Here is a 21,925-nt window from a genome sequence, read left to right on the forward strand (position 1 = left end):
GCCGATCATCAACTCATGGCTGCCGACGTGTGGCGGCTGATTGCCGAGACGGACGGTCCGCGTCTCGACCCTCGCCCGGCGAGCAGGCACAACACCGTCCATAGAGGAGCGACATGTCCGACCGTACCGTTGGCCCGCAGCGACCCGCAGCCGCCGACCGGGTGAGACCGTGGGCGTTGGCGTGCGGCCTCTCCCTCGTCGGCGAGGTGGCGCTGCGCCTGTACTGGATCGCCGGCGGCCGGTGGGCGTACACCGCCTGCGACCGGACCGATCTGGTCGATCCGGCCGGGGGATGCGGTGCCGACCGCGTCCAGACGCTGCCGTTCGGGGCGGGCTGGGGAGCGCTGGCGGTCGGCGTCGTCCTCGCGCTGGTGGTCGTGGGCGCGGTCCGCTTTCCCGGCCGCGCCGCGACCACGGCCGGCTGGCTCGCGGCGGCACTGCTATTGGTCACCTCGTTTCCACTGCACCTGCTCTTCGAGGTCCCGGCGGCGTTGACGGGGCGCCCCTCGGACTGGCGTGACCTCGGCGCCCGGCTCGCGCTGCTGGCCGGTGGCATCGTGTTCGCCGGGCTGGCGAACGCGTCCGGTCCCCGCCGGGGACCGGTGACTCCCGACTACCGGCCGGTGCCCCGTTGGACGCGCCGCTGGGCGTACGTGGCGGTCGCGCTGCCGGTGGTCGGCTGGGCCGTGCCACACGGGCTCTGGGTGCTCGGGGTTCCGTTCGGCATCTCCGCACGGAAACTGAACGACATCCACAACGACCTCTCGACGTCGACGGGAGTGGCGATCACCGTCGTCCCACCGCTCGCCGGCCTGCTCGTTCTCGGGCTGGTGCAGCGGTGGGGGCAGCAGTTTCCGCGCTGGGTGCCGGGGCTGGGTGGTCGACCGGTTCCCCGCCTGCTGGCGGTGGTCCCGGCCGGAACCGTGGCGCTCACGCTCGTCACCTACGGCGTGCTGAGCAGCGCGGTGTTCGTCAGCCGACTCTTCTCCGGCGAAATGCCGTGGTCGGAGGTGTGGGACGGTTGGGCGGTGACCGCCACGCTGCTGGTGTTCCTCGGCTGGGGAGTGGCGCTCGGCGTCACGACCGCCGGCTACGCCCTCAGCACCCGGTCGCGTCCGGAGCCGTTGGCAGACGCCGGCACCGCACCGGGAGCCCTCGGCCGAGCATGACAGGCACCGGGCGGGATGCGACCATCGGTCCATGGACGACGATCGGCCACACGTTCTGGAATCCGACGGGAACCCGCCGGCGACCCACAATCCACCACCACCCGTGCTGAGCGAAGGGGCTTTCGTCTCGCTGTTCCGGGAGGTCACGGCGGGGTCCAACCGCCACAGCGGCCACCTGCCGGGCGGCATGGTCGACCGTTGGCGGGCGTGGGTGGACGCCTGCCTGGCCGGATACGACGACTCGCTCGAGGAGTACACCGCCGACCTGGGCGCGCGGGGGTCGCTGGAGGTGGTGCTCAACCACCCGGAGCTGCAGGAGTATCCCGAGATGGGCTGGGTCCGGGAGCAGGTGGCCGAGTCCGACCGGCGCTTCCGGGCGATGCTGCGGGACGACCCGATCCCCCAGCTCGCCGGCTGGCCGTGGTGGGAGAGCCACCCGCCCCGGTACGCCGGTCCGGAACTGGCTGCGGACTTCCAGGCCAGCTACGGCGTCCACGTGGACGTGCGCGAGACCTGACCCTTCCGTCGCCCTGGCCGGCGGTGTCAGCGGTGCTCCAGGCCCCGCAGGATCAGCAGGCGGGTGGATCCCATGCCGACGTGGTCGACCTCGCCGGAGATGTCAGCGACCGCACGAACGATGGGCTCGACGTCCACCCCGCGTCCGCGCGCCTGTGCACACAGCTCCCAGATCCCGACGAGTTCGTCGCGGGGGTCCTCCGACTGGTCCCGAGCCAAGATGTGGACCAGCCGTCGGCGAAACTCGGCGGCGGCGGATGGCCACCGACCCGTGAGGCCGACCCCCCAGCTGAAGGCCCCGTGTGCCCGGAAGATCTGGCGGACCTCACCCCTGACCCCCTCGTCACCGGACTCGTAGGCGTCCAGCAGAGCCGTCAGGGCCGCGGACGCCTCAGCCACCACCCCGGCCTCCTCCACCGGCGGCAGCCGGGCGGACAGCTTCGCCGGCCAGTCCGGATCGGTCAGGTCGACCGGACGCTGAGCGATGTCCCGAAGCAGGATGTCGATGACGGCGACGTCTTCCCGAATCGCGGCGAGATTCATGCCGGCAATTGTCCTCCCGACGGCACGGCCCGGCGCCCCGCTCTCGCGTGGGTGTACTCGAACGTCACCAGCCCATACATTGACACTTATCGTTATCGCAGTGATAGTAACTGCATACAGCTCCCATCGGATCGACCGCGGGGACCGTGGTCGGGTGGCCGACGCGCCCACCTCGATCTGACCCGCGGCCGGCGCTGACCACCGTGGTCGACGGCAGGCACAGCCGCCACGCCGCCACACCGGGAGCGCGATCGACGCATCCGCTGGAGGGGTCAATGAGGAAGAGATCGAAGATCTGCGTGGGACTGGCGGCCGCCGTCGTCCCGATCACCTCCGTGATCATGGCGCTCGGCGCGACACCGGCTGATGCCGCGGTCGGCGGTTCCGGTCCCTATCCCGCCGACTACGAGACCTCGGCCACCCTGGCCAACCACACCATCTTCCGGCCGCAGACACTTCCGTCCGAACGCCTTCCGATCGTCGTCTGGGGCAACGGCGGCTGCTCAGCCAACGGTCTCTCCCAGGGCAACTTCCTCCGCGAGATCGCCTCCCACGGCTTCCTCGCCATCGCCAACGGGGCGCCGAACGGGTCCGGCTCGACCACCTCCCAGCAGCTCACCCAGTCCATCGACTGGGCCATTTCGGAGAACTCCCGGCAGGGCAGCAAGTACTACAACAGGATCGACACGACGAAGGTGGCCGTCGCCGGCTTCTCCTGCGGAGGCCTGGAGGCCTACGCCGTCTCCAACGACCCGCGCGTCACCACGACCGGCATCTTCAGCAGCGGTCTGTTGAACGACGCCGACGACTACCAACTCCGGAGACTGACCAAGCCGATCGCCTACTTCGTCGGCGGTCCCAGCGACATCGCGTACCCGAACGCCATCGACGACTGGGGCAAGCTGCCCGCCGGCCTGCCCGCCTTCATGGGCAACCTGAACGTCGGGCACGGCGGCACGTACGACCAGCCCAACGGCGGCGAGTTCGGCCGGGTGGCGGTGCTCTACCTCAAGTGGCGGCTGAAGGGCGACACCACCGCCGGCGCCACCTTCGTCGGCCCCGACTGCGGTCTGTGCCGCAGCCAGTGGAGCGTCCAGCAGAAGAACCTGACCCTCGACGGCGGCACGCCGCCCACCACACCGCCGCCCACCACACCGCCCCCGACAACGCCACCGCCCACCACGCCACCACCGACGACTCCACCACCCGGCGGTACCCCCGCGTGCACAGCGGTCTATGCCGTTCAGGACCAGTGGAACGGTGGATTCGTCGCCAACGTCACCGTCACCGCGGGCACCACCGCTCTCACCGGCTGGCGAGTCTCCCTCACCCTGCCGAGCGGGGCTTCGATCACCTCGGTGTGGAACGGCGTCGCCAGCGGCAGCAGCGGCACGATCACCGTCGCGAACCAGAGCTACAACGGACGGGTGGCCGCGGGTCAGACCACCAGTTTCGGCTTCCAGGGCACCGGAAACGGCACGGGCACCTCGGCCACCTGCACCGGCAGCTGAAGCCCCACCGGATCGACCGGGCCGCTTGGCGGGCCGCTGCCACAGCGGCCCGCCGAGGGCCTCCCTGGCCGTGGTCTGGTCCGGCGCCTCCCGAGGCATCCGACGGCCAGGTGACCCGAACGTCACAGTGCAGCGCTAGCGCAATTCCGCGATCCTGGCCCGGGTCTGGGCCGGCGCCTCGGGGTGCCCGCGCTCGACGTCGGCCCGGACGTCAGCCACGGTCCTGCCGGCCAACTCCCGCCGCCAGGCCAGCTCGGCACCCCGCATCGCCTGGGCGAACGCGCAGGACTGCCGATAGTCGACACCCGCGTGCTCCCCCGGCCCCTTGCGCAGGATCTGGTCGCACTGGAACAACTCCTCCGGACCCTCGATCGCGGCGACGATGTCCAGCAGGGAGACCGCCTCGGGTGCGCGGGCCAGTTGGAAGCCCCCGCGCGGCCCCGAGGTCGACGCCAGGATTCCGGCCCGGACCAGGGCCTGAAGCAACTTGTTCAGGTACGCCGGCGGCAGCTCGTAGAACGCCGCGAGGGCGCCCGTTGGCACCGGCGTGTCCAGCCAGCTCAGGTTGAGACACGTGTGGAGGGCCCGCTCGACACCCTGACTCATCCGCATGATCCTGGACTCTACCTGTCCAGAATTTGGGAGGAATGTCATTCTCCCTCGCCAGGAATAATTCTGGACATCTAATGTCTAGGAATCAACGATGATCGAGGGAGTCGACAATGACACTGGTGCGCGCGGCCCAAGCCGAGGTCCTCGACAGTGACCCAGCCAGCGTGATCACCCTGCTGCTCGACCCGGAGCACACCGACGGCGCCCTGACCAGCAACCGCACGCTGCTCAAGCACGGCACCGCTGGCGCGCCACCACACCTGCACACCCACTCCGGCGAGCTGTTCTTCGTGCTCGACGGCGCCCTGGAGATGCTCGTCGGCGATCAACTGCACACCCTGCACACTGGAGACACGCTCTTCGTACCGCCGAACACCCCGCATGCCTTCGCCCCCGCCGACGGGCGGGACGCCGACTTTCTCGTGGTGATCACCCCCGGCAAGCCCCGGTTCGACTACTACCGACTCCTCGACAGGGTGCACCGGGGCGAAGCCACCTGGCAGGACGTCGGCGAGACCCAGGATCACTACGACAACCACTACGTGGAAAGCCCGTTGTGGGCAGGCCGACGCGGCTGACCACGAGGCGTGAACCGGAGGCGGCGGTTCAATGACACCTGTTCGGCGGTGGACGCTCGCACGGCACGACGGGACAAGAGCCAGCATGGCGTGGCCAACGATCTGACCACGCCATGCTGGTTCACCCGAACCGAGGGTCAGCAGCCGATCCGACTGGACCCGACCGCGACGTCGTCGTACCAGAGGGTGTCGGCCCCGCCGCCGTAGCTCTCCCAACCCAGCTTGAGGTCGGTGAGCTGCGGCCGCCAGGTGCGGTTGTACCACTGGCCGTCGATGTCGTGCGTTGGTACGCCGTCCGCGGTGAGGCCGGCGATCGCGGTGCCGTCCAGCCAGGTACGGAGCTGACCGGCCGAGCCGTCCACCATGAACTCCAGGCACGCCCACCGGTTGGTGGGTAGCGCAACGCTCTGCGCCACCCCCGCCGGGCTCTGCTCGGGCAGGGTCGCGTCGTCGGAGGCGCGGTTCCACTGCAGGGCACCGTTCTGGCCGCCGATCCGCAGGTCCTTGTTGCCGTCGGCGGCGTCGGTCATCGCCATCATCGTGGTGTGTTCGGTGGGCTGAGCGGTGGTGTGCCGTACCCAGATTCGGCCGTACCGGACACTGCCCAGGCTGCCGAGATTCTTGGTGGATCTGATGAAGACGTGGTTGCAGTAGCCAGCCGCGCCGTTGATCCGGACCGCCCGGTTGCCGCTGTGGGTGGTGGCCGTGTCGATGGTGGCCGTGCCGGCGCCGGAACAGTCCGGGTTCACCACGGTCCAGTCGCCGGACGGCGTCGAGCCGGTCTGGTTCTCGAAGCCGTCGCAGAGCAGCGCCCCGGCACACCCGGTCGGCGGCGGGGTGGTGGGCGGCGGCGTCGTGGGCGGCGCACTGGTGGGCGGCGGCGTCGTGGGCGGCGCACTGGTGGGCGGCGGCGTGGTCGGCGGCGCGCTGGTGGGCGGCGGCGTCGTCGGCACCGTCGTGGTGGGCGCGCCGGTCGGAGTCGGGCCGGTGCCGTTGCACGGCACGCCGTTCAGGCTGAACCCGGTCGGCGCGCCGCCGCTGGAGCCGTACGTGCCCTGCACGCCGAACTCGGTGGTCCCGGCGGCCGGGATGCTGCCGTTGTACGACATGTTGCGGGCGGTCACCGTCGCGCCGGACTGGCTGACCGTGGCGTTCCAGCCGTTCGTGATGCGTTCGTCCCCGGCGTACGTCCAGGTGACGGTCCAACTGGAGACGGCGGCGTCGCCGGGGGACACCTTCACGTTGGCGGTGAATCCGCCGGGCCACTGGTTGGGCGTGTAGTCGACCCGGCAGCCCTGGGCGGCTGCGGCCGGACTGGTGAGCAGGGCCGTTCCGGTCGCGGTCACGGCCGCCAGTGCGGCGACGACCGCCAGGGTCGGACCGGGGCGGGCGCGGAGAATCGTCATGAGAGGTCCTTCTGCCATCGAGCTGGTGGGTGGCGGCGTGGCGACGCGCGTCCTGGACGGAGGCGGCACGCCAATGCGCCCTGGGTGCGGCGCGGCGACGCGCCACAACGGCTGGTCGGTGCGTACGACCGCGGTGCCCGGCTCGGGATGGACCTGTCAGTCGCCGACGGCCCGGTCACCCGGACCTCGGCGGCGCCCACGGTCAATCTATTGACGTCAGGCGATGTAATCAAGCCGGCGTCACGACGGGGAACGACCGACCGACCGGAGCACGGCGATGCGAGGACCCGAGACCGGCTCTACCGGTGCGCTCCGCCTGTCCCGTGGGCGCGGCGAGCCGTACTGAACCGCCGTTGGTAGGCGGCGGGACTGATCGACAGCTTCCTGGCGAAGACCCGTCGCATGCTCTCGTAGCTGGGGAACCCGGCAAGGGTCGCGGCCTGCGTCGCGGTGTGGCCCTGGTCGAGCAGCGCCCGGGCCAGGTCGAATCGGATGTTCTCCACGTAGCGAGCCGGCGTCGCGGACAGTTCGTCGTGGAAGAGCCGGGTGAGCTGCCGGGTGCTCACGTTGAGGTGTCTCGCGAGTTGACCGAGCGAGTGGTCGCCGCGGGGGTCGGCCGTCACCACGTCGATGATTCGCCGCAGGGCTGGCGAGCGGGGCGGCGGCCCCTGCAACGGGGCGGAGAACTGGGACTGACCGCCGGCCCGCTGCATGTACACCACCAGGGCGCGGGCGACCTCACGCGTCAGGTCGGGTCCGTGGTCCTCTTCGACGAGAGCGAGCGCCAGATCGATGCCGGCCGTCACTCCCGCCGAGGTGTACGTGGTGCCGTCGCGTACGTAGATCGCGTCGGGCTCGACCCGGCAGGTCGGACACCGGGCGGCGAGCTCGTGCGCGACCTGCCAGTGCGTGGTCGCGCGCTTGCCGTCGAGAACGCCGGCGGCGGCGAGGACGAACGCCCCGGTGCAGATCGACGCGACCCGGCCAGCCGCGGCCGCCGGTATCCGGACGACGTCGGCCAGGTCGGCGGGGACGGGGGTCCGCGGATAGTGATCGGAGCCGGCCACCAGCAGGGTGTCGAAGGCCGGCCCCGGGGAGACGGCGCCGTCGACCGCCATCCGGATCCCGAGACTTGACGTGACGTCCGCGCCGGTCGGCGACAGCAGCACGATCCGGTAGTCGGCCCCGAACCGGTTCGCCTCCTTGAACACCTCCGCCGGGCCGGCGACGTCCAGCAATGTCACTCCGTCGTAGACGAGGATCGCGACGGAATGGGAGCCTCCGTTGTTCACCACCGCGGTCTGCTCGGCGCCGGACGCGTGGGATGGGCGGCCAGGCCCGGACGGTCGCGACCGCCACTGGGCCGGCGAACCGGAGGAATGGACACCATTCATTGGTAGCACGCCGCTGTGTGACCGGCCGCACCTCTGCGATCTCAGCCCGTCCGGAAATGAGGGATTCGTGGCCGGAGGAAGGCGGCGGCGTACGAAGATTGGGAGGCAGCATGGTGTCGCAAGCAGCTACCGACACTTTCCCGAAAGGTCAGGGACCATGCCAGAGGTCATCGCGGGGTTGGCGATTCCGGACACCACAGCCGTCGCGGAGGCGACGAGGCACATCCAGAAAACGACCACGCCTCTCCTCTACCACCACTCCCGCAGGGTCTACCTTTTCGGCCTTGTTCACGCGCACCGGCTTGGCGCGGAACCGGACCCGGAATTGCTCTATCTGGCGGCGATGTTCCACGATTCCGGCCTACTGACCCCCTTTTCCGACGTCGAGCAGCGCTTCGAGATCGATGGCGCCGACCACGCCCGCAAGTTCCTCCTGGACCGGGGTTTCTCGACGGGCGCCGCCGAGACCGTCTGGACGGCGATCGCGCTGCACACCACTCCGGGTGTTCCGGACCGGATGGGTCCGGAGATCGCGACCACCTACCTCGGTGTCCTGACCGACGTCCTCGGCCTCGGCCTGGACGGGCTGGACCGCGATCAGCTGGACGAAATCCTCGCCGCCCATCCGCGGGGTGACTTCAAGGACGAGTTTCTGCGAGCCCACGTCGACGGGCTGAAGAACCGGCCCGACACCACGAACGGCACCGTGAACTCGGACATCCTCGAACACTTCATTCCCGGCTTTCAGCGGGTGACGACGGTCGAGCGCATCGTCGGATCGCCCTGGCCGAGCTGACCCGCGGACCGCCACGGCCACGGCCACCGACGAACTCTCCTGGAAAGGATCCGAGCATGCGAGCGATCACCGTACGCGACCGTAGCGCGGGTGTCAGCGGGCTCACCCTCACCGACATGCCCTACCCGCACGCCGCGGAGAACGACGTCATCGTGCGTGTGCACGCCGCCGGCTTCACGCCCGGGGAGCTCGACTGGCCCGCAACATGGACCGATCGCGCCGGCCGCGACCGAACCCCCACCATCCCGGGGCACGAGCTGTCCGGGGTCGTGGTCGACCTCGGCTACGGAACCACCGGCCTCACCGTGGGCCAGCGGGTGTTCGGACTGACCGACTGGGCCCGCGACGGATCCCTGGCCGAATACACCGCGGTGGAGGCGCGCAACCTTGCCCCGCTCCCGGCCGGGATCGACCACACCGTGGCCGCCGCGCTGCCCATCTCCGGACTGACCGCGTGGCAGGCACTCTTCGACCACGCTCATCTCACGACCGGCCAGACTGTCCTCATCCACGGCGCCGCGGGTGGCGTCGGCTCGATCGCCGTCCAACTCGCCCGGGAGGTGGGCGCCCACGTCATCGGGACCGGCCGAGCCGACGACCGGGCCGTCGCGCTCGCCCTCGGCGCGCAGACCTTCGTGGATCTGACCGCCGACGAGTTGCGGCACGTCGGCGAGGTGGACGTGGTGCTCGACGTCATCGGCGGCGACATCCTCGAACGATCGACCGAACTGGTACGCCCCGGCGGCACGCTCGTCACCATCGCCGCGCCGCCCACCGTTCAGCCGAGGAACGGGCGAGCCATCTTCTTCGTCGTCGAACCCGATCGCGTCCGGTTGACCGACCTCGCTCAGCGCCTCCGGGACGGGCGGATCAAACCCCTCGTCGGCGCGGTGCGCCCGCTTCCCGAAACGGCCGCCGCGTTCGCTCCCACCCGCCGCACACCCGGCAAGACGATCATCCAGCTGGTGGACGGGCAAGAGGCGTCGCGGTCGTGACCCGTCCGCGACTGAGCCGGGCCGCACGCCGCTGAGGACATCGGGGACGCGGGATCGGTCATGCCACAACGGACCGCACAGATACCCGGAAGGTGATTCGCCGCCACCTAGGCTGTGGTGAACACACCGACCCCTGAGGAGTGCGCCCTGATGCCCTCGACGACGATCCTGCTGGACCGCCTGCTCGCGGCCGGAATGGAGGTCGTCACGGTGGAGCCGGTGACCGGTGGGGTGGCGGCGGTCGCGGGCATAGCCACCCGCCGGGACGCGCCGCCGGTGTTCGTCAAGGCCTTCGCCGACACACCCGCCGACGGGGTCTTCCGGACCGAGGCCGAAGGGCTGGCCGCGCTGCGCGACCTCGGCGGCGTACCGACACCGGAGGTGCTCCGGGCGGACCGTGGACTGCTCGTGTTGTCGGTGTTGCACCCGAGGCCGCGCAGCGAGATCTTCTGGGAACGGCTCGCACACCTGCTGGCCGACATGCACCTGACCACGACCCATCCCCGTTTCGGGTGGCACCACGACAACTGGCTGGGCCGCCGCCGCCAGGTCAACACGTGGCAGGACGACGGCCACACGTTCTTCGCGGAGCACCGGCTGCTCCGCTGGCTCGCGGAGCCCCGGGTGGAGGCGGCACTCGACGCCGAAGACCGGGCGGCCCTGGAACGGCTCTGTCACCGACTGCCCGACCTCCTGCCGGACCGGCCCGCGTGCCTGACGCACGGCGACCTGTGGACCCAGAACATCCTGGCCACCGCGGACGGGCGGCCCGCGCTGATCGACCCGGCGGTGTCCTACCTGTGGGCCGAGGTCGACCTCGCTCACGTGTGGTCCACCTCTCCCCCGCCCGAGGCGCGACGGTTCTTCGAGGTCTACGCGGACCGGACCGCGCTCGACGACGGCTGGCGGGACCGGATGCCGATCGTCCAGCTACGACAACACCTCGCCGTACTGGCGCAGTTCGACGACGACTGGGGCGCGGCCGACCAGATCCGGGCCGTGCTCGCCCCGTTCCGGACGCGATCCTGACCTGAGGCATCCATGCCGTTGGTGTCCGTCGGGAGCGCACCGGCCCGATGGCCAGCCGGACTCAGTCGCGGACAACGGACCTGAGATCGACGGGAACCGCCGTTCGAGCGGACGGGCGGCGGGACAGGAGGTACCCGGTCAGTGCGGCGGCCAGGCCGGCGAGCCCGGCCGCCGCGAACCCGCCCGCCGGCACGGAGAGGTCGATCGCCGCGCCGACGAGCGGGGAGCCGAGGGCGAAACCGGCGCTCTGCGCCGACGATTGCAGACCCGTCACCTCGCCCCGCACACCGGGTGGCGCGAGTCGGCTCACCGCGTCGGCCACCGTGGAGAGGGTCGGCGCGGTGAGGAGCCCGCTGGCGACGACGGCCACGCACAGCCAGCGCCAGTCATGGGCGAGCCCGACGGGAATCGTCACGAGCCCGAGCAGGCCGAGCAGCAGCCACGTGGGCAGCGGCCAGGTCAGCGTGCCGTAGATCAGTCCGCCGACGACGGACGAGACGCCGAACACCACGACGACCACCGCGGCCCAGGGCACCTGACCGACTTCCCGCAGCGTGGCGACGATGGCGAGGTCGACGCCGCTGAGCAGCGTCGTGGCGCCGAACGCCATCGTCAGCGCGGCGATCATCGGGGCGCGCAGCCACTGCCGACGCGAGGGTCGCACCCCGGCTGCGGCGTCCGCCTCGCTCTCGGCGTGCATCGGTGGGTCGAGCAGGGCGATGCCGACGCCGCCGGCCAGGATCGCGGCACCGACTCCCCACGCCACCACGTCGGGGGACGTCGTGGCCGCGCCCAGGATCACCACCGCCGGCCCCACGATGTACGACAGCTCGCCCTGCACCGATTCCAGCGCGAACGCGGGTCGGCGCTGCTCCGGCGTCGTCATCGCGGCTATCGCCTGCCTGCTCACCGCCTGCGCCGGCACCATCAGCAGGCCCGCGACCAGACTGGCCACCAGCAGGAACTCGTACGGCAGGACCGGCACGCCCAGCCAGAACACGACCTGCGCGGTAACCGTCACCAGCAGGATGAGGCGCAGGCCCCGCGAGTCGACAACGCGGCCGAGCAGCGGCCCGCCGAGCGCCACTCCGGCGGTCAACGCCGCGGCCACGCCACCCGCCGCCGCGTAGCTCAGCTCCAGGTCCAGGACGACAAAGAGCGTCAGTGCCATCACATCAGCAGTTATCGCGGTGCGGGCGAGCAGCGAGACACCCAGCAGCGGTGCCATTCCTGGCACGGCGAGCACCTGCCGGTAGCCGGTCACCCGATCGACGCTAATTCGCTCCAGACGTCATCAGAAGACGTCAGTTTGTTGCGGCCGGCATAATGAATCCTTATGGCCAGGGTTCTTGAGACGGCTCTGCTGCGGTCGTTCGTCGCCGCCGTGCGGGAGGGCAGCATCAGCCGTGCCGCGACCGCGATCGGGCACACCCAGCCCGGTCTCAGCCAGCAGTTGCGCAGGCTCGAGGGCGTCGTCGGCCGTCCGCTGCTGCACCGGTCGTCGACTGGCGTCTCACCGACCCGGGCGGGGGAGGAACTCCTGCCCTACGCCGAACGCATCCTCGCACTCTCCGCACAGGCCCTCGCCGAAACCGGACGTACGCTCACCGGTCACTGCGGCGTCGGGTTACTCGAGGACCTCGCCGCGTCCCAGCTCCCGCAGGCACTCGCCGACCTCGCCCGGCTGCACCCCGGCGCGACGCTGGAGGTGCTCAGCTGTTCCAACTCCGCCATGCGGGAGGCCTACGACGCCGGCCGGGTCCACCTCGTCCTCGACGCGTTGCCGGACATCCCCGGGCCGCCGCGCTGGACGGTGCGATCCCCGCTGGTCTGGGCGACCGGGCAGGGTGTGGACGTGGCCGCCGATCCGCTGCCGGTGGTGTTGTTCTCCAACCCCTGCTCCTGGCGTACGTCCGTGCTCGACACGCTGGAGCGCGCCGATCGGCGCTGGCGGGTCGCGTTCGAGAGCAACAGCCTGGTCGGAGTGCTCGCCGCGGTGCGGGCCGGGCTCGGCGTCGCGGCGCTCATGCCGGCGAACCTCGAACCGGTCATGATCTGCCGGGACAGCGATACCCTGCCCGTCCTGCCGGACGTCGAGTTCGGCCTCGCACGGCACCCACGGACCGAGGGTGATCCGCTGATCGACGCCGTGGAGACCGCGCTCCGTCGCATCGTCTGAGCACCCGCCCGCGTCGTCGGGCCGGCGGGTCACCCACCCCCTGAGCTGACGACCGCCATCATGATCAACATGCGCCGCCGCCGCTGACTCAGCAGCGCGAAACAGGCGGTGAGCACCACCAGTTCCGCCTCGGCCCACTCGCCGGTGACGTCGACGCGGATCGGCCCACCCGATCGGCGAGAAGGACGCACCGCGACGCGGTGCCCGTCGCGTACCAGCTCACCGCCGCCACGACCGGGCGACCAGCGCGCCACCCCGCCGGGCCCCGGCACGTGTGACCGACTCGGGTCGAGCCGCACCGCCACGCCGTGCTCGCCCCGGGCGATGAACCCGATGCGTCGGGGGCCGGTCGGTTCGACCGTCCAGAGGCCGGTGCCGGTGCGGATCTCACCGCACCGCCAGGTCCAGCCGGTACGCAGCGAGGCGCGCGGCCCGGAGTCGAGGACGAAGGCCCCATCCTGCTTGCGTACGGTCAGCGCGGTCATCGGTCCAGCCCCTTCGGGCGCGGCCGGGACAGGCCGAGGATGACAACGACGCCGACGCTCAGGTGCAGCAGCGCGAGGGACGCCATCGCTCCCCCGCCGACGCCACTCGGCGGCCCGACCACGAGCGACAACAACAGGACCGCGACCGCGACCGAGGTCCACCAGACCCGGGGTCGGCTGGTCCGGCGTTCCAGTACCGCGAGCAGCGCCCAACCGGCCAGCGCCGCGACCGCGGCGGCCACGACGACCGCGGCCACGGTGATCTGCCGGGTCGAACTGCCAGACCTGACCGTCAGGTCGACGCCCCCCACCGAGTGCAGGAGCGCGAACTCGGCCGCCGCCACCAGGATCGCGCCGGCCACCACCGTGGCTCGTCGCGGAAACACATTGTTCGTCATGCTCCGAGTGTGTGGAGCGGGGTCGGTTGGAAACGTCGGTCCGGACGCCGCGGCGGGTACGTCCGCTGGCGCTTGGGCGTACTACCAAAGGAGGTGGTCCGCCCCGTCGCCAGCCCAGTAGCCTGCGCGAATGGATGCGGCGACGTGCGAGGTAGCGCAGCCGAGGACGTGGCGTTTCGTCCCGGTGGGTGTGACGACCGCGGCGATCGGCGTCCTCGTCGCGACCATGCTGTGGTCCGCCGTCCGTTCCAGCTCCGCCGCCCTGGTCGGCATCGACGTCGCGCTGGCGGTGGCCGCGCTGACCCTCGTCCCGGTGGTCGTCCGCCGCCCGGAGATCGGTGGCGTGCTGGCCGGCCTGCTCGTCGCGCTCTCTCCGGTGGCCACGCCGGTGGCCAGCTTCGCGGTGCTGTTCACGGCCCGCAACCGGCCGTTTCGGCAGGCAGCGGCGACAGCGGCGGTGGGCGTGGCGGGCGAGGCGACGCAGGCGCTCTGGCGGCCGGTGCCCAGCCTGCCGTACGGCTGGCGGCTGCTGCTGATGGCGATCGCCTACGCGGCCCTGCTCGGCTGGGGCACCTGGGCGCAGGCCCGGCACGCCCTGCTGGCAGCGCTGCGGGATCGGGCCCGGCGGGCCGAGCAGGAGCAGGAACGACGGGTCGTCGAGGCGCGGGCGGCCGAGCGCAACCGGATCGCGCGGGAGATGCACGACGTGCTGGCCCACCGGCTGTCACTGCTGGCGGCGGCCGCCGGCGCGATGGAGTACCGGCCGGACGCCGCGCCCGAGCGGCTCAGCGCCGCCGCCGGGGTGATCCGGGCCAGCGCGCATCACGCCCTCGACGAGCTGCGCGAGGTCATCACGCTGCTGCGCAGCGACGACGCCGAGTCGCCGACCGACGCGCCACCCGGGCAGACCCTCGCCGACCTGCCGCGCCTGCTCGACGAGGCTCGGGCCGCCGGGCAACAGATCGACGTCGACGACCCGCTCGGCCCGCCGGTCGAGATTCCCGCGGCGGTGGGCCGCACCGCATACCGGATCGCCCAGGAGGCACTGACCAACGCCCGCAAGCACGCGGCCGGCCAACCGGTCCGGCTGGTGCTCGGCGGCGCACCCGGCTCCGGTCTACGCATCGCGGTGAGCAACCCGACGACGCCCGGCAGCGGTGCCACCGGCACCGTCGGCACGGGCCTGATCGGACTCGCCGAACGGGCCGCGCTCACCGGTGGTCGCGTCGCGCACCACGTCGACGCCGCGGGGCGGTTCCACCTCACCGCGTGGCTGCCGTGGCCGACGTGACGGGTCCGATCCGGGTCGTCATCGTCGACGACGATCCCCTCGTCCGGGGAATGCTCACACTGATGCTCGACGGCGCCGACGGAATCGTCGTCGTGGGCGAGGCCGCCGACGGCGCCACGGCGATCACCGCCGTGGACAGGCATAAGCCCGACGTGGTGCTGATGGACATCAGGATGCCCGGCGTCAACGGCATCACCGCCACCGAGCGCCTGCGTCGCCGCCACCGGCCGCCCGAGATCATCGTGCTCACCACGTTCGACACCGACGAGCACGTGGTGCGCGCCCTCCGCGCCGGGGCCAGCGGCTTCCTGCTCAAGGACACCCCGCCGGAGCAGATCAGCCAGGCGGTCCGCGCGGTCGCCGCCGGCAACCCGATGCTGTCTCCGGGCGTGACGCGCCGCCTCATGCAGCGGGTCGCGTCCGGCGCCGCGTCCCAGGAGCGGGCGCGCGAGCGGTTGGCCCTGCTCACGCCCCGGGAACGGGACGTCGTGCTGGCCATCGCGCAGGGGCGCGCCAACGCCGAGATCGCCAGCGAACTACTGATGAGCGTGACGACGGTGAAGGCCCACGTCTCGCACATCCTGACCAAGCTGGATCTCGACAACCGTACCCAGATCGCCCTGCTCGCCCACGACGGCGGGCTCCTCTGACCGGTCCGCCGCGCTCGGACCCGGCGTGCGACCGGGGAATGGCGGGGCCATCCGCACCCCAACGGATCGGGGATACTTCCGCCGTGCGCAACGACCTCGACCAGATCGAAGCGGCATTCGTCGGCACGCCACTGGCCGGTCTGCCGATCGGGCACGGCCCGTTGGGCACCGTCCTCGTCGCCGACGTCGACCCCGAGCGCCTGCGGGATGCCTGGCAGGCAGCCGACGCACTGGTGCCGGCCATCGGACGGCTGCCGGTTCTGGTCACCGACGACGTCGACGACGAGATGACAATTCGGCAGGAGCCCGAGCGGGGTCCGTCGGTGTCGGAGCTGCGCGCGTTCGTCGAGGCCGCGCGGTCCTCCGAGCCCTGGCTGGCCTACCGCCACCACAGCGAGGACCACGTGGCCGACGCGGGCGACGTGGAGTACCACGCGCGGGGCGCGGCCGGTGTCGACCTGATGGCCCTGGTGTCGGATGTGGTGCCGCCGACTCCGGTCTCCGAGCTGGAGCGGACGCTGTACGAGCGACTGCTCACCGACACCGACCTGCACGCCCAGGTGCTGGACAGCGTGCGGTTGGTGACGCAGTTCGACTACTGGTACACGCCGGACAGCGTTCTGCTCATGTTGCTGCCCACCACCGACGTCCGCGCTTGCGCGTACTGGGTGGACTTCTTCGGTGCGCTGGCCCTGGAGGACCAACAGGAGCTCGCCGAGGTGCTGGCGCAGTGGCGGCACCGGTGGGATGCCCGTCTGGTCGCTTCGTGGGGCACCATGCTCCAGTTCCAGGTGGGTCGTCGCCCGACGCCGGGCGACGACGCGTGGGCCGCCGCCGGTCAACTCCAGGCGCTCGCCCCGAACCTTGAGCTGAGCCGGTGGGAGGTCGCCGTTGCCCTGCCCGCCGGAGACGCGTGGTTCGTGCACAACCGCCCCTGACCTGGACGTGCATCCGAACGGCGCCTCGTTCTTCCTGAAACCGGGGTGTCCGGGCTCGACGGACACCCCGGTTTCACCGAAGCCGTGCCGATGCCGAGGTCCTGGATCAGGAGTCGACGGGGACGCTGGTCGTAGTGCCGTCGGCGCCGGTGACACGGACGTCGGTGGCGCTGGCGGGTAGGAGTGCCGCGTTACGGCCGGCGTCCTGCCATTGCCCGTCGCCGACCCGGTAGCTCAGCACCGACCCCTCGGCGGCGACGAAAACACCCTGGTCGTCGGGCAGTCGTAGCTGCACCGGCAGCGGTGCCCGCCAGTCCACGGTCGTGCTGGCGACCGCCTCGAAGGGCAGGTTCCTGCCGGCGAGCAGGGCGATGACACGGGAGGGGTCGTCGTCGTACTGGATGGTTTCCACGAGGAGTCGCCGCCCGTCGGGGGTTGCCCCGTAGACCGACAGACGGGGTGATCCGTTGTGCGTGTGTACGCCCACCGGGTCGAGGTAGTCGGCGATGGCCTCGGCGGGCGCGCTCACCTCCTCGGCAGCCGGATCGATTCCCCACACCTGCTCGGTGCCGGGCAACGTGTGGCGGAGAAGCGGTGCCGCCGGCCGGTCCTTCCCATCGGGAAAGAGGATCAGCGACGTGTTGCCGATGTGGAGCGCGTTCATCCGGCTCACTGGCGTCCTGGCGAGCGCGACGGTGAGCTTCGTGCGCTGGGAGGGCACCGACAGCGCTGCCGCACCGTCGCGGAACGCCACCGGCGTGAACGTCCGCTCGACCTTGCCACCGGGCAGATAGCGCAGTTCCGCGGAGAACTCCACCGCCTGTCCGAAGTCGAGGACGAGGAGCACGTCGCGTTGGGATCCGAGCAGTGTGGCCTGTTCGAGGCCATCTGTTCCCGAACCGTCAAGCCGCGTCAGGGTGCCGATGCGTGGGCCGTCGGCGGTGGGTTCGACGAACCCCACCGACCTGTCGTTCGTGGTGTCCCCGGCGACGTAGGCGGCGGGGCCAGCGGGTGTGTTACCGGCCCAGACCACGTGCGGCTCGCCGCGCGTCCCCTCTCCGATCTCCTTGAGATGACGCTCCCACGCCTCGCGGACCTGCCGCAGGTACCCGTCGTCGGCGGCCAGGTCGCCGCGTGTGGGCTCGTCGAACAGCGGCGCGACGACCGGCGCATCACCTCCCTCACCGGCCAGCCGGAGCCCACCGGCCACCGGGATGGCCACCACGGCCGCGCAGACAGCCGCCAACACGGCCCGGCGGCGCACCACCCGGCGCCGCCCGCCCCGGCGCACCGCACCGAGCAGACCCGCCGGGGCGACCAGGTCGTCCGTCGCGCGTTGCAAGATCTCGCGCACGTCAGTGTCGTTCCTCGTCATCGCGAACCCCCGCTTTCCGTGATGGGCATGGCGAGACTCGACTCCGCCAGCACCTCCCGCAGCCGCGCCAACCCTCGGGAGGCGTGACTCTTCACCGCGCCCTCGGAGCAGGCCATCGCCGCCGCGACGTCGGCGACCGGCAGATCCTCCAGGTAACGGAGCACGACCACGGCCCGCTGCCGGGCCGGCAACGTCCGCAGCGCCCCGACGACCAGCTCGCGAACCGCGACGGCGTCGGCATGGTCTCCGGCAACCCCGTCGTGGTCACCGAGCGCCCGTTCCGGACGTCGGGCACGCCAACGCCACCGATTGATCGACCGATTGACCAGCGCACGTCGGGCGTACGCCTCCGGGCTGCTCTGCACCCGACGCCAGCGGACGTACACCTGCTCCAGCACCTCCTGAAGCAGGTCCTCCGCCGCGTGCCGATCCCCGGTCAACAGGAAGGCGACCCGTAACAGCACCACCGACCGGGCGCGCACGAAGTCATCGAACTCCGCCCCACGCGAATCACTCATCCGACCTCCCGGGCCTCGTCAACCAGCAAGACACCGCGTCGGCCCACGAGGTTTACCGGTCCGGCGGATCCATCTCCTCGGCCCACCGCCGCCCGATCCGGTCGGGGGCACCCACTCATACCAGGAGTGTCAGCCACGGACCACGAGCAGACCGGTCGCGGGGTTTCGCCGGCTGTCGCTGGCGGGTAGCGGATGGTTCATGAACCGCAATCTCGTCAAGGCCCTCCAGGTTGCCTGGGAGCTGCCCGAGTTCCGCAGCGGGCTGCGCCACCTCATCGATCTCGACGAGGTGGCGCTGCTGCTGGCCACGCTGTCCGTCGCGGACCACGACCGTGAGGTCGAGCGCAGCCTGTTGAACCTGCTGCGGTCCGCCCTGGACACGACCGAGATTCGGGGAGCCGTGCTGCTGCTACTGGAGCAGGACGAGGTACGTCGGCCGCTCGTCGCGGCGGCGGTGGAGCCGCTTGCGGACCGGCCGGGTCAGGCTGCCGCCATCGCCTCGGCGGCGGAGGATCCCGTGGTGCGGCGTGAGATGCGCGCGGTGCTGGACAGCGCCAAGGTACGCGAGCTGATCTGGCAGGCGATCGACAACCAGGTCAGCGACAACCGGTTCGGCCTGATCCGGCAGGTGGCGGTGCTGTTCGTACGGCATCCGAGCGTCCGGCGGCTGGTGTGGGCCATGCGCCGGCACGGGGTGTTGCGCGAACTACGCCGTAACCCCTGAGCTGCGTCGGTCCACGCAGCGGACGGCGGACGACCGTGAGCTGACGGCCTCTCATTCTGGCCGGCCGAAGTGGTGCGTGAGCGAGGCGCGCAGCGTGTCGGCGTCTCCGGCGGACCAGGCGACGAAGCAGTCGGGGCGCACGAGCAACGCCGCCGCGGTCGTGCCCTCCAGCGCGCCGGTGACCACGTCGACGCGGTCTCGCCACGGTGCGGCGACCTCGGCGTAGGCACCCGTGGAGTCCAGCAGCAGCGGCCGGGCGGCGCGGGTCAGCTCGGCGAGGCGCACCGGGCCGTGGTGACCGTGCACGACCACGTCGGGTGCCGAGCGACCGGCCAACGGGTCGGCGGGGTCGGCGGGGTAGCGAACGTCCGCGCCGGACATCAACGCCGCGATGTGCCCGGTCACCTCCGGCTTGCGCAGCAGTTCGGCGAAGAGTTCCCGCAGGCCGGTGATCTCGTCGCCGGGACCGATGAGCGCCGACTGTGCCTGGGTGGACATGACGACCCGTTCGGCGACCGGGCGACGCTCGCTCTCGTACGTGTCGAGCAGGCCCTGCGGCGCCCAGCCGCGGACCGTGGCGGCAAGCTTCCAACCCAGGTTGACGGCGTCCTGCAGGCCCAGGTTGAGGCCGGGACCGCCGATCGCGGGGTGCACGTGCGCGGCGTCGCCGACCAGCAGCACCCGGCCGGCGCGGTAGCGACCGGCGATGCGGGTGTTCTGACCGGTCAGCCGCCGCAGCAGGCCGGGACCGTCCGGCGCGCCGACCGGGACGTCGGCGCCGAGCACCCGGGCGACGCTGGCGCGTAGCTCCACCAGGCTCATCGGGGTCTCGTCGGTCGGCTGCGTGTCGAGCCACTCCGTCGTGCTCAGGATCGCCGGACGGCCGGGGAACGGCGCCCACACGATCAGACCGCGTGCGGTGCGGGTGTGCAGGAACGGCGGGACGACGCCGAAGCCGGGGACGCTCAGACCGCCGGTCTCGGGATCGAGGGATGACGCGGGGATGGTCACGGTCGCGGTGCGGGAGACCGACCGGTCGTTCGTGACGCCGGGAAAGTCGATGCCGGCGAGGCGGCGCACCGCGCTGCGGCCACCGTCGGCGCCGACGAGGAAGCGGGCGCTGAGCTGCGTACCGTCGGCAAGGCTGACCTCGACCGCGTCGGTGCGTTGGCGGAGGTCGACGACCTCGTGGCCACGGCGCAGGTCGACGCCGAGCTCGGCGGCCCGGGTGGAGAGGGCGGCCTCGAGCTGGGCCTGCGGTGCGCCGAGCACGTAGTGCGGGTTCTCCGCGAGCATCGTGAGATCCAGCGGAAACGCGCCGAAGGTGAAGGCTGGTTGCGGGCTCGGCGGGGTGCTCCCGCCGCTGAGCCGCGCGTAGAGGCCGCGGCGGTCGAGCAGGCGGACGACCTGGCCGACGAGACCGTTGGCGCGGGGCTCGCCGGTGGGCGTGGCCTGACGTTCGAGGACGACGGGGTGGACGCCGGCGAGGGCCAGTTCGCCGGCGAGCATGAGGCCGTTGGGGCCGGCTCCGACGATGAGGACATCGATCACTGTGGTGATCCTTTCGGGGCATGCGTCATCGCCACGGCAGGCGCGGCACGCGGCCGGCCCGCCGCGGGGTGACGCGGCTGAGGACGTGGGTGAGGCGGTACGTGAGCGGAGGCCGGGCCTCAGCGGGGCGGCGCCGGGAGGCCGGCGGCGAGCTGGGTGAAGGCGTCGGTGATGAGGCGCTCGATTGGGGTGGGCGGGTCGGCGCTGTCGAGATAGTGCTGCATGGCGACGGCGACGGCGGCACTGGTGGCAGCCGCGACGAGCCTCGGATACATGTCGGTGGCGAGGTCGGTGCCGGTGCGCTCGGCGACCGCGGCGGCCAGCTCGGCCTCGGCGACCGCGACGGCCCGCAGCCGCTCGCCCTGGAGTGCGGGCTCGGCGAGCATGGTACGGACGCCGGCCACCCACTGGGCGTGCGCGGGGGATGGCATCGCCTCGACCTCGGGGCCGCGGGTGAACTGCTCCAGCGCGGCCTGAGTGAGCGCCGCCCAGAGCGGCTCGTCGGCCGGGCGTTCGCGCAGCGCGGCGGCGGTGCGCAGACTGCGGTCGAGATGGCGGGAGGCGATCGCCTCGGCCTTGCTGGAAAAGTAGTTGTTGAAGGTACGCGGGGACACCCCGGCCGCCTCGGCGATGTCCTCGACGCGGACGTTGTCGTAGCCGCGCTCGGCGGTGAGGTGGATCGCGGCCCAGCCGAGCGCCGCCCGCGTCTCGGCCTTCTTGCGCTCCCGCAGCCCCGTCATGCCACCACGGTAGCACTTCTTGCGCGGCACGCAAATATGCGTACCACGCAAAATTGTTCCGACCGCCTCAGCGGTCCGCCTCCGGCTGACCGGAGTCGCGGATCGCCTCCACGCATCTGGCCAGCAGGTCACGGAGTTGGAGGCGCTCGTCGGGGCTCAGCGCGTCGGCGATCCGCCGTTCGATGCGCACCGCTTCGCGGTCGCACCGCAGCAGCGTGGTGTGACCCTTATCGGTGAGGCTGGTCTCCAGAACGTGGCGGTGCCAGGGGTGCGCCGAGCGTCGCACCAGCCCTCGATCCTCCAGCGCCTTGAGGACGCCGGTCATGGCCTGGGGCGTCACCAGGCAGGCTCGTGCCAGCGCAGCTCCGGACATACCGGGGTTGTCGGCGAGGGCGAACAGTGCCGCGTACTGAGCGACAGTCAGCTCGGCCGGACGCAGCGCCGCGGCCTTGGCCGCCATCAGCGCCTGTTCGGCGCGCTTGATGTCGAAGCCAAGGCGCTCGTCGGCAGGCATTTCCACCAGCAGA

Annotated in this window: 24 protein-coding genes; 12 read left to right on the top strand and 12 right to left on the bottom strand. The window is 71.5% G+C overall.

The window, feature by feature from the left end:
* Positions 1–113: 113 nt before the first annotated feature.
* The gene (locus AB0A90_RS29810; RefSeq protein ID WP_357254404.1) at positions 114–1,169 is read left to right on the top strand and encodes a hypothetical protein; all 1,056 of its coding nucleotides are present in this window, start codon (positions 114–116) and stop codon (positions 1,167–1,169) included.
* A 31-nt stretch (positions 1,170–1,200) separates the two neighbouring features.
* Positions 1,201–1,686, top strand: coding sequence for a hypothetical protein (locus AB0A90_RS29815; RefSeq protein WP_357254406.1), 486 nt, complete (start codon positions 1,201–1,203; stop codon positions 1,684–1,686).
* A gap of 26 nt (positions 1,687–1,712) precedes the next feature.
* Here AB0A90_RS29815 and AB0A90_RS29820 read toward each other — a convergent pair whose 3' ends face one another.
* Complete coding sequence (locus AB0A90_RS29820; protein ID WP_357254407.1) at positions 1,713–2,228, bottom strand: hypothetical protein; 516 nt, start codon at positions 2,226–2,228, stop codon at positions 1,713–1,715.
* A gap of 275 nt (positions 2,229–2,503) precedes the next feature.
* On the opposite strand from AB0A90_RS29820, the gene AB0A90_RS29825 reads away from it, so the two are divergent.
* Positions 2,504–3,739, top strand: a complete 1,236-nt coding sequence (locus AB0A90_RS29825) for a cellulose binding domain-containing protein (protein ID WP_357254409.1) — start codon at positions 2,504–2,506, stop codon at positions 3,737–3,739.
* A gap of 135 nt (positions 3,740–3,874) precedes the next feature.
* Here the strand turns inward: AB0A90_RS29825 and AB0A90_RS29830 are convergent, their stop codons facing one another.
* Positions 3,875–4,345, bottom strand: a complete 471-nt coding sequence (locus tag AB0A90_RS29830; RefSeq protein ID WP_357254411.1) for an Rrf2 family transcriptional regulator — start codon at positions 4,343–4,345, stop codon at positions 3,875–3,877.
* Between the two features lie 116 nt (positions 4,346–4,461).
* Between AB0A90_RS29830 and AB0A90_RS29835 the strand changes: the two genes are divergently transcribed.
* Positions 4,462–4,929 carry a cupin domain-containing protein gene (locus AB0A90_RS29835; RefSeq protein WP_357254413.1) on the top strand — a complete coding sequence of 156 codons (468 nt, stop codon included), beginning with the start codon at positions 4,462–4,464 and terminating at the stop codon, positions 4,927–4,929.
* 137 nt (positions 4,930–5,066) lie between these two features.
* Here the strand turns inward: AB0A90_RS29835 and AB0A90_RS29840 are convergent, their stop codons facing one another.
* Together AB0A90_RS29840 and AB0A90_RS29845 are read right to left on the bottom strand one after the other, a co-directional pair.
* Positions 5,067–6,335 carry a cellulose-binding domain-containing protein gene (locus AB0A90_RS29840; RefSeq protein WP_357254415.1) on the bottom strand — a complete coding sequence of 423 codons (1,269 nt, stop codon included), beginning with the start codon at positions 6,333–6,335 and terminating at the stop codon, positions 5,067–5,069.
* A gap of 299 nt (positions 6,336–6,634) precedes the next feature.
* Complete coding sequence (locus tag AB0A90_RS29845) at positions 6,635–7,630, bottom strand: GlxA family transcriptional regulator (protein ID WP_357254417.1); 996 nt, start codon at positions 7,628–7,630, stop codon at positions 6,635–6,637.
* Between the two features lie 256 nt (positions 7,631–7,886).
* Between AB0A90_RS29845 and AB0A90_RS29850 the strand changes: the two genes are divergently transcribed.
* The 3 genes from AB0A90_RS29850 to AB0A90_RS29860 all read left to right on the top strand — a co-directional run bounded on the left by AB0A90_RS29850 (position 7,887) and on the right by AB0A90_RS29860 (position 10,549).
* Complete coding sequence (locus AB0A90_RS29850) at positions 7,887–8,525, top strand: HD domain-containing protein (protein WP_357254419.1); 639 nt, start codon at positions 7,887–7,889, stop codon at positions 8,523–8,525.
* Positions 8,526–8,581: 56 nt separating this feature from the next.
* Positions 8,582–9,520: an NADP-dependent oxidoreductase gene (locus tag AB0A90_RS29855; RefSeq protein WP_357254421.1), complete on the top strand. Its 939-nt coding sequence runs from the start codon at positions 8,582–8,584 to the stop codon at positions 9,518–9,520.
* Between the two features lie 150 nt (positions 9,521–9,670).
* Positions 9,671–10,549, top strand: coding sequence for a fructosamine kinase family protein (locus tag AB0A90_RS29860; protein ID WP_357254423.1), 879 nt, complete (start codon positions 9,671–9,673; stop codon positions 10,547–10,549).
* Positions 10,550–10,610: 61 nt separating this feature from the next.
* On the opposite strand, the gene AB0A90_RS29865 is transcribed toward AB0A90_RS29860, so the two are convergent.
* Complete coding sequence (locus AB0A90_RS29865) at positions 10,611–11,813, bottom strand: MFS transporter (protein WP_357254425.1); 1,203 nt, start codon at positions 11,811–11,813, stop codon at positions 10,611–10,613.
* Positions 11,814–11,885: 72 nt separating this feature from the next.
* On the opposite strand from AB0A90_RS29865, the gene AB0A90_RS29870 reads away from it, so the two are divergent.
* Complete coding sequence (locus AB0A90_RS29870) at positions 11,886–12,728, top strand: LysR family transcriptional regulator (RefSeq protein WP_357254426.1); 843 nt, start codon at positions 11,886–11,888, stop codon at positions 12,726–12,728.
* Between the two features lie 29 nt (positions 12,729–12,757).
* On the opposite strand, the gene AB0A90_RS29875 is transcribed toward AB0A90_RS29870, so the two are convergent.
* A complete protein-coding gene (locus AB0A90_RS29875; protein ID WP_357254429.1) occupies positions 12,758–13,213 on the bottom strand; it encodes a hypothetical protein in 456 nt (151 codons plus the stop codon).
* Entirely contained in the window at positions 13,210–13,611 is a 402-nt protein-coding gene (locus AB0A90_RS29880; protein ID WP_357254431.1) for a DUF6069 family protein, read from the bottom strand. The genes AB0A90_RS29875 and AB0A90_RS29880 overlap by 4 nt, the downstream gene beginning before the upstream one ends.
* A gap of 130 nt (positions 13,612–13,741) precedes the next feature.
* On the opposite strand from AB0A90_RS29880, the gene AB0A90_RS29885 reads away from it, so the two are divergent.
* The 3 genes from AB0A90_RS29885 to AB0A90_RS29895 all read left to right on the top strand — a co-directional run bounded on the left by AB0A90_RS29885 (position 13,742) and on the right by AB0A90_RS29895 (position 16,490).
* Positions 13,742–14,902: a histidine kinase gene (locus tag AB0A90_RS29885; RefSeq protein ID WP_357254433.1), complete on the top strand. Its 1,161-nt coding sequence runs from the start codon at positions 13,742–13,744 to the stop codon at positions 14,900–14,902.
* Complete coding sequence (locus AB0A90_RS29890) at positions 14,890–15,552, top strand: response regulator transcription factor (protein ID WP_357254434.1); 663 nt, start codon at positions 14,890–14,892, stop codon at positions 15,550–15,552. Before AB0A90_RS29885 ends, AB0A90_RS29890 begins: the two co-directional genes overlap by 13 nt.
* A gap of 83 nt (positions 15,553–15,635) precedes the next feature.
* Positions 15,636–16,490, top strand: coding sequence for a DUF4253 domain-containing protein (locus tag AB0A90_RS29895; protein WP_357254436.1), 855 nt, complete (start codon positions 15,636–15,638; stop codon positions 16,488–16,490).
* Positions 16,491–16,596: 106 nt separating this feature from the next.
* On the opposite strand, the gene AB0A90_RS29900 is transcribed toward AB0A90_RS29895, so the two are convergent.
* Positions 16,597–17,844, bottom strand: a complete 1,248-nt coding sequence (locus AB0A90_RS29900; protein WP_357254438.1) for a hypothetical protein — start codon at positions 17,842–17,844, stop codon at positions 16,597–16,599.
* 17 nt (positions 17,845–17,861) lie between these two features.
* Positions 17,862–18,383, bottom strand: a complete 522-nt coding sequence (locus tag AB0A90_RS29905) for a SigE family RNA polymerase sigma factor (RefSeq protein WP_357254440.1) — start codon at positions 18,381–18,383, stop codon at positions 17,862–17,864.
* A 199-nt stretch (positions 18,384–18,582) separates the two neighbouring features.
* Here AB0A90_RS29905 and AB0A90_RS29910 point away from each other — a divergent pair, with 199 nt between their 5' ends.
* The gene (locus AB0A90_RS29910) at positions 18,583–19,107 is read left to right on the top strand and encodes a hypothetical protein (protein ID WP_357254442.1); all 525 of its coding nucleotides are present in this window, start codon (positions 18,583–18,585) and stop codon (positions 19,105–19,107) included.
* Positions 19,108–19,158: 51 nt separating this feature from the next.
* Here AB0A90_RS29910 and AB0A90_RS29915 read toward each other — a convergent pair whose 3' ends face one another.
* The 3 genes from AB0A90_RS29915 to AB0A90_RS29925 all read right to left on the bottom strand — a co-directional run bounded on the left by AB0A90_RS29915 (position 19,159) and on the right by AB0A90_RS29925 (position 21,912).
* Positions 19,159–20,658 carry an FAD-dependent monooxygenase gene (locus AB0A90_RS29915; RefSeq protein ID WP_357254444.1) on the bottom strand — a complete coding sequence of 500 codons (1,500 nt, stop codon included), beginning with the start codon at positions 20,656–20,658 and terminating at the stop codon, positions 19,159–19,161.
* Between the two features lie 119 nt (positions 20,659–20,777).
* Entirely contained in the window at positions 20,778–21,398 is a 621-nt protein-coding gene (locus AB0A90_RS29920) for a TetR family transcriptional regulator (protein WP_357254446.1), read from the bottom strand.
* A gap of 67 nt (positions 21,399–21,465) precedes the next feature.
* On the bottom strand, positions 21,466–21,912 hold the full coding sequence (locus AB0A90_RS29925; protein WP_357254532.1) for a MarR family transcriptional regulator: 447 nt from the start codon (positions 21,910–21,912) through the stop codon (positions 21,466–21,468).
* Positions 21,913–21,925 lie beyond the last annotated feature (13 nt).

The sequence above is a fragment of the Micromonospora sp. NPDC049204 genome (assembly GCF_040647935.1).
GTDB lineage: Bacteria > Actinomycetota > Actinomycetes > Mycobacteriales > Micromonosporaceae > Micromonospora.

Bases quoted from the DNA above. Each gene is read 5' to 3' on its own strand.
- AB0A90_RS29810 (WP_357254404.1), top strand. From the start codon at position 114: ATGTCCGACCGTACCGTTGGCCCGCAGCGACCCGCAGCCGCCGACCGG.
- AB0A90_RS29835 (WP_357254413.1), top strand. From the start codon at position 4,462: ATGACACTGGTGCGCGCGGCCCAAGCCGAGGTCCTCGACAGTGACCCA.
- AB0A90_RS29830 (WP_357254411.1), bottom strand. From the start codon at position 4,345: ATGAGTCAGGGTGTCGAGCGGGCCCTCCACACGTGTCTCAACCTGAGC.
- AB0A90_RS29815 (WP_357254406.1), top strand. From the start codon at position 1,201: ATGGACGACGATCGGCCACACGTTCTGGAATCCGACGGGAACCCGCCG.
- AB0A90_RS29855 (WP_357254421.1), top strand. From the start codon at position 8,582: ATGCGAGCGATCACCGTACGCGACCGTAGCGCGGGTGTCAGCGGGCTC.
- AB0A90_RS29880 (WP_357254431.1), bottom strand. From the start codon at position 13,611: ATGACGAACAATGTGTTTCCGCGACGAGCCACGGTGGTGGCCGGCGCG.
- AB0A90_RS29920 (WP_357254446.1), bottom strand. From the start codon at position 21,398: ATGACGGGGCTGCGGGAGCGCAAGAAGGCCGAGACGCGGGCGGCGCTC.
- AB0A90_RS29875 (WP_357254429.1), bottom strand. From the start codon at position 13,213: ATGACCGCGCTGACCGTACGCAAGCAGGATGGGGCCTTCGTCCTCGAC.
- AB0A90_RS29870 (WP_357254426.1), top strand. From the start codon at position 11,886: ATGGCCAGGGTTCTTGAGACGGCTCTGCTGCGGTCGTTCGTCGCCGCC.
- AB0A90_RS29850 (WP_357254419.1), top strand. From the start codon at position 7,887: ATGCCAGAGGTCATCGCGGGGTTGGCGATTCCGGACACCACAGCCGTC.
- AB0A90_RS29910 (WP_357254442.1), top strand. From the start codon at position 18,583: ATGAACCGCAATCTCGTCAAGGCCCTCCAGGTTGCCTGGGAGCTGCCC.
- AB0A90_RS29885 (WP_357254433.1), top strand. From the start codon at position 13,742: ATGGATGCGGCGACGTGCGAGGTAGCGCAGCCGAGGACGTGGCGTTTC.
- AB0A90_RS29825 (WP_357254409.1), top strand. From the start codon at position 2,504: ATGAGGAAGAGATCGAAGATCTGCGTGGGACTGGCGGCCGCCGTCGTC.
- AB0A90_RS29905 (WP_357254440.1), bottom strand. From the start codon at position 18,383: ATGAGTGATTCGCGTGGGGCGGAGTTCGATGACTTCGTGCGCGCCCGG.
- AB0A90_RS29860 (WP_357254423.1), top strand. From the start codon at position 9,671: ATGCCCTCGACGACGATCCTGCTGGACCGCCTGCTCGCGGCCGGAATG.
- AB0A90_RS29840 (WP_357254415.1), bottom strand. From the start codon at position 6,335: ATGACGATTCTCCGCGCCCGCCCCGGTCCGACCCTGGCGGTCGTCGCC.
- AB0A90_RS29925 (WP_357254532.1), bottom strand. From the start codon at position 21,912: ATGCCTGCCGACGAGCGCCTTGGCTTCGACATCAAGCGCGCCGAACAG.
- AB0A90_RS29820 (WP_357254407.1), bottom strand. From the start codon at position 2,228: ATGAATCTCGCCGCGATTCGGGAAGACGTCGCCGTCATCGACATCCTG.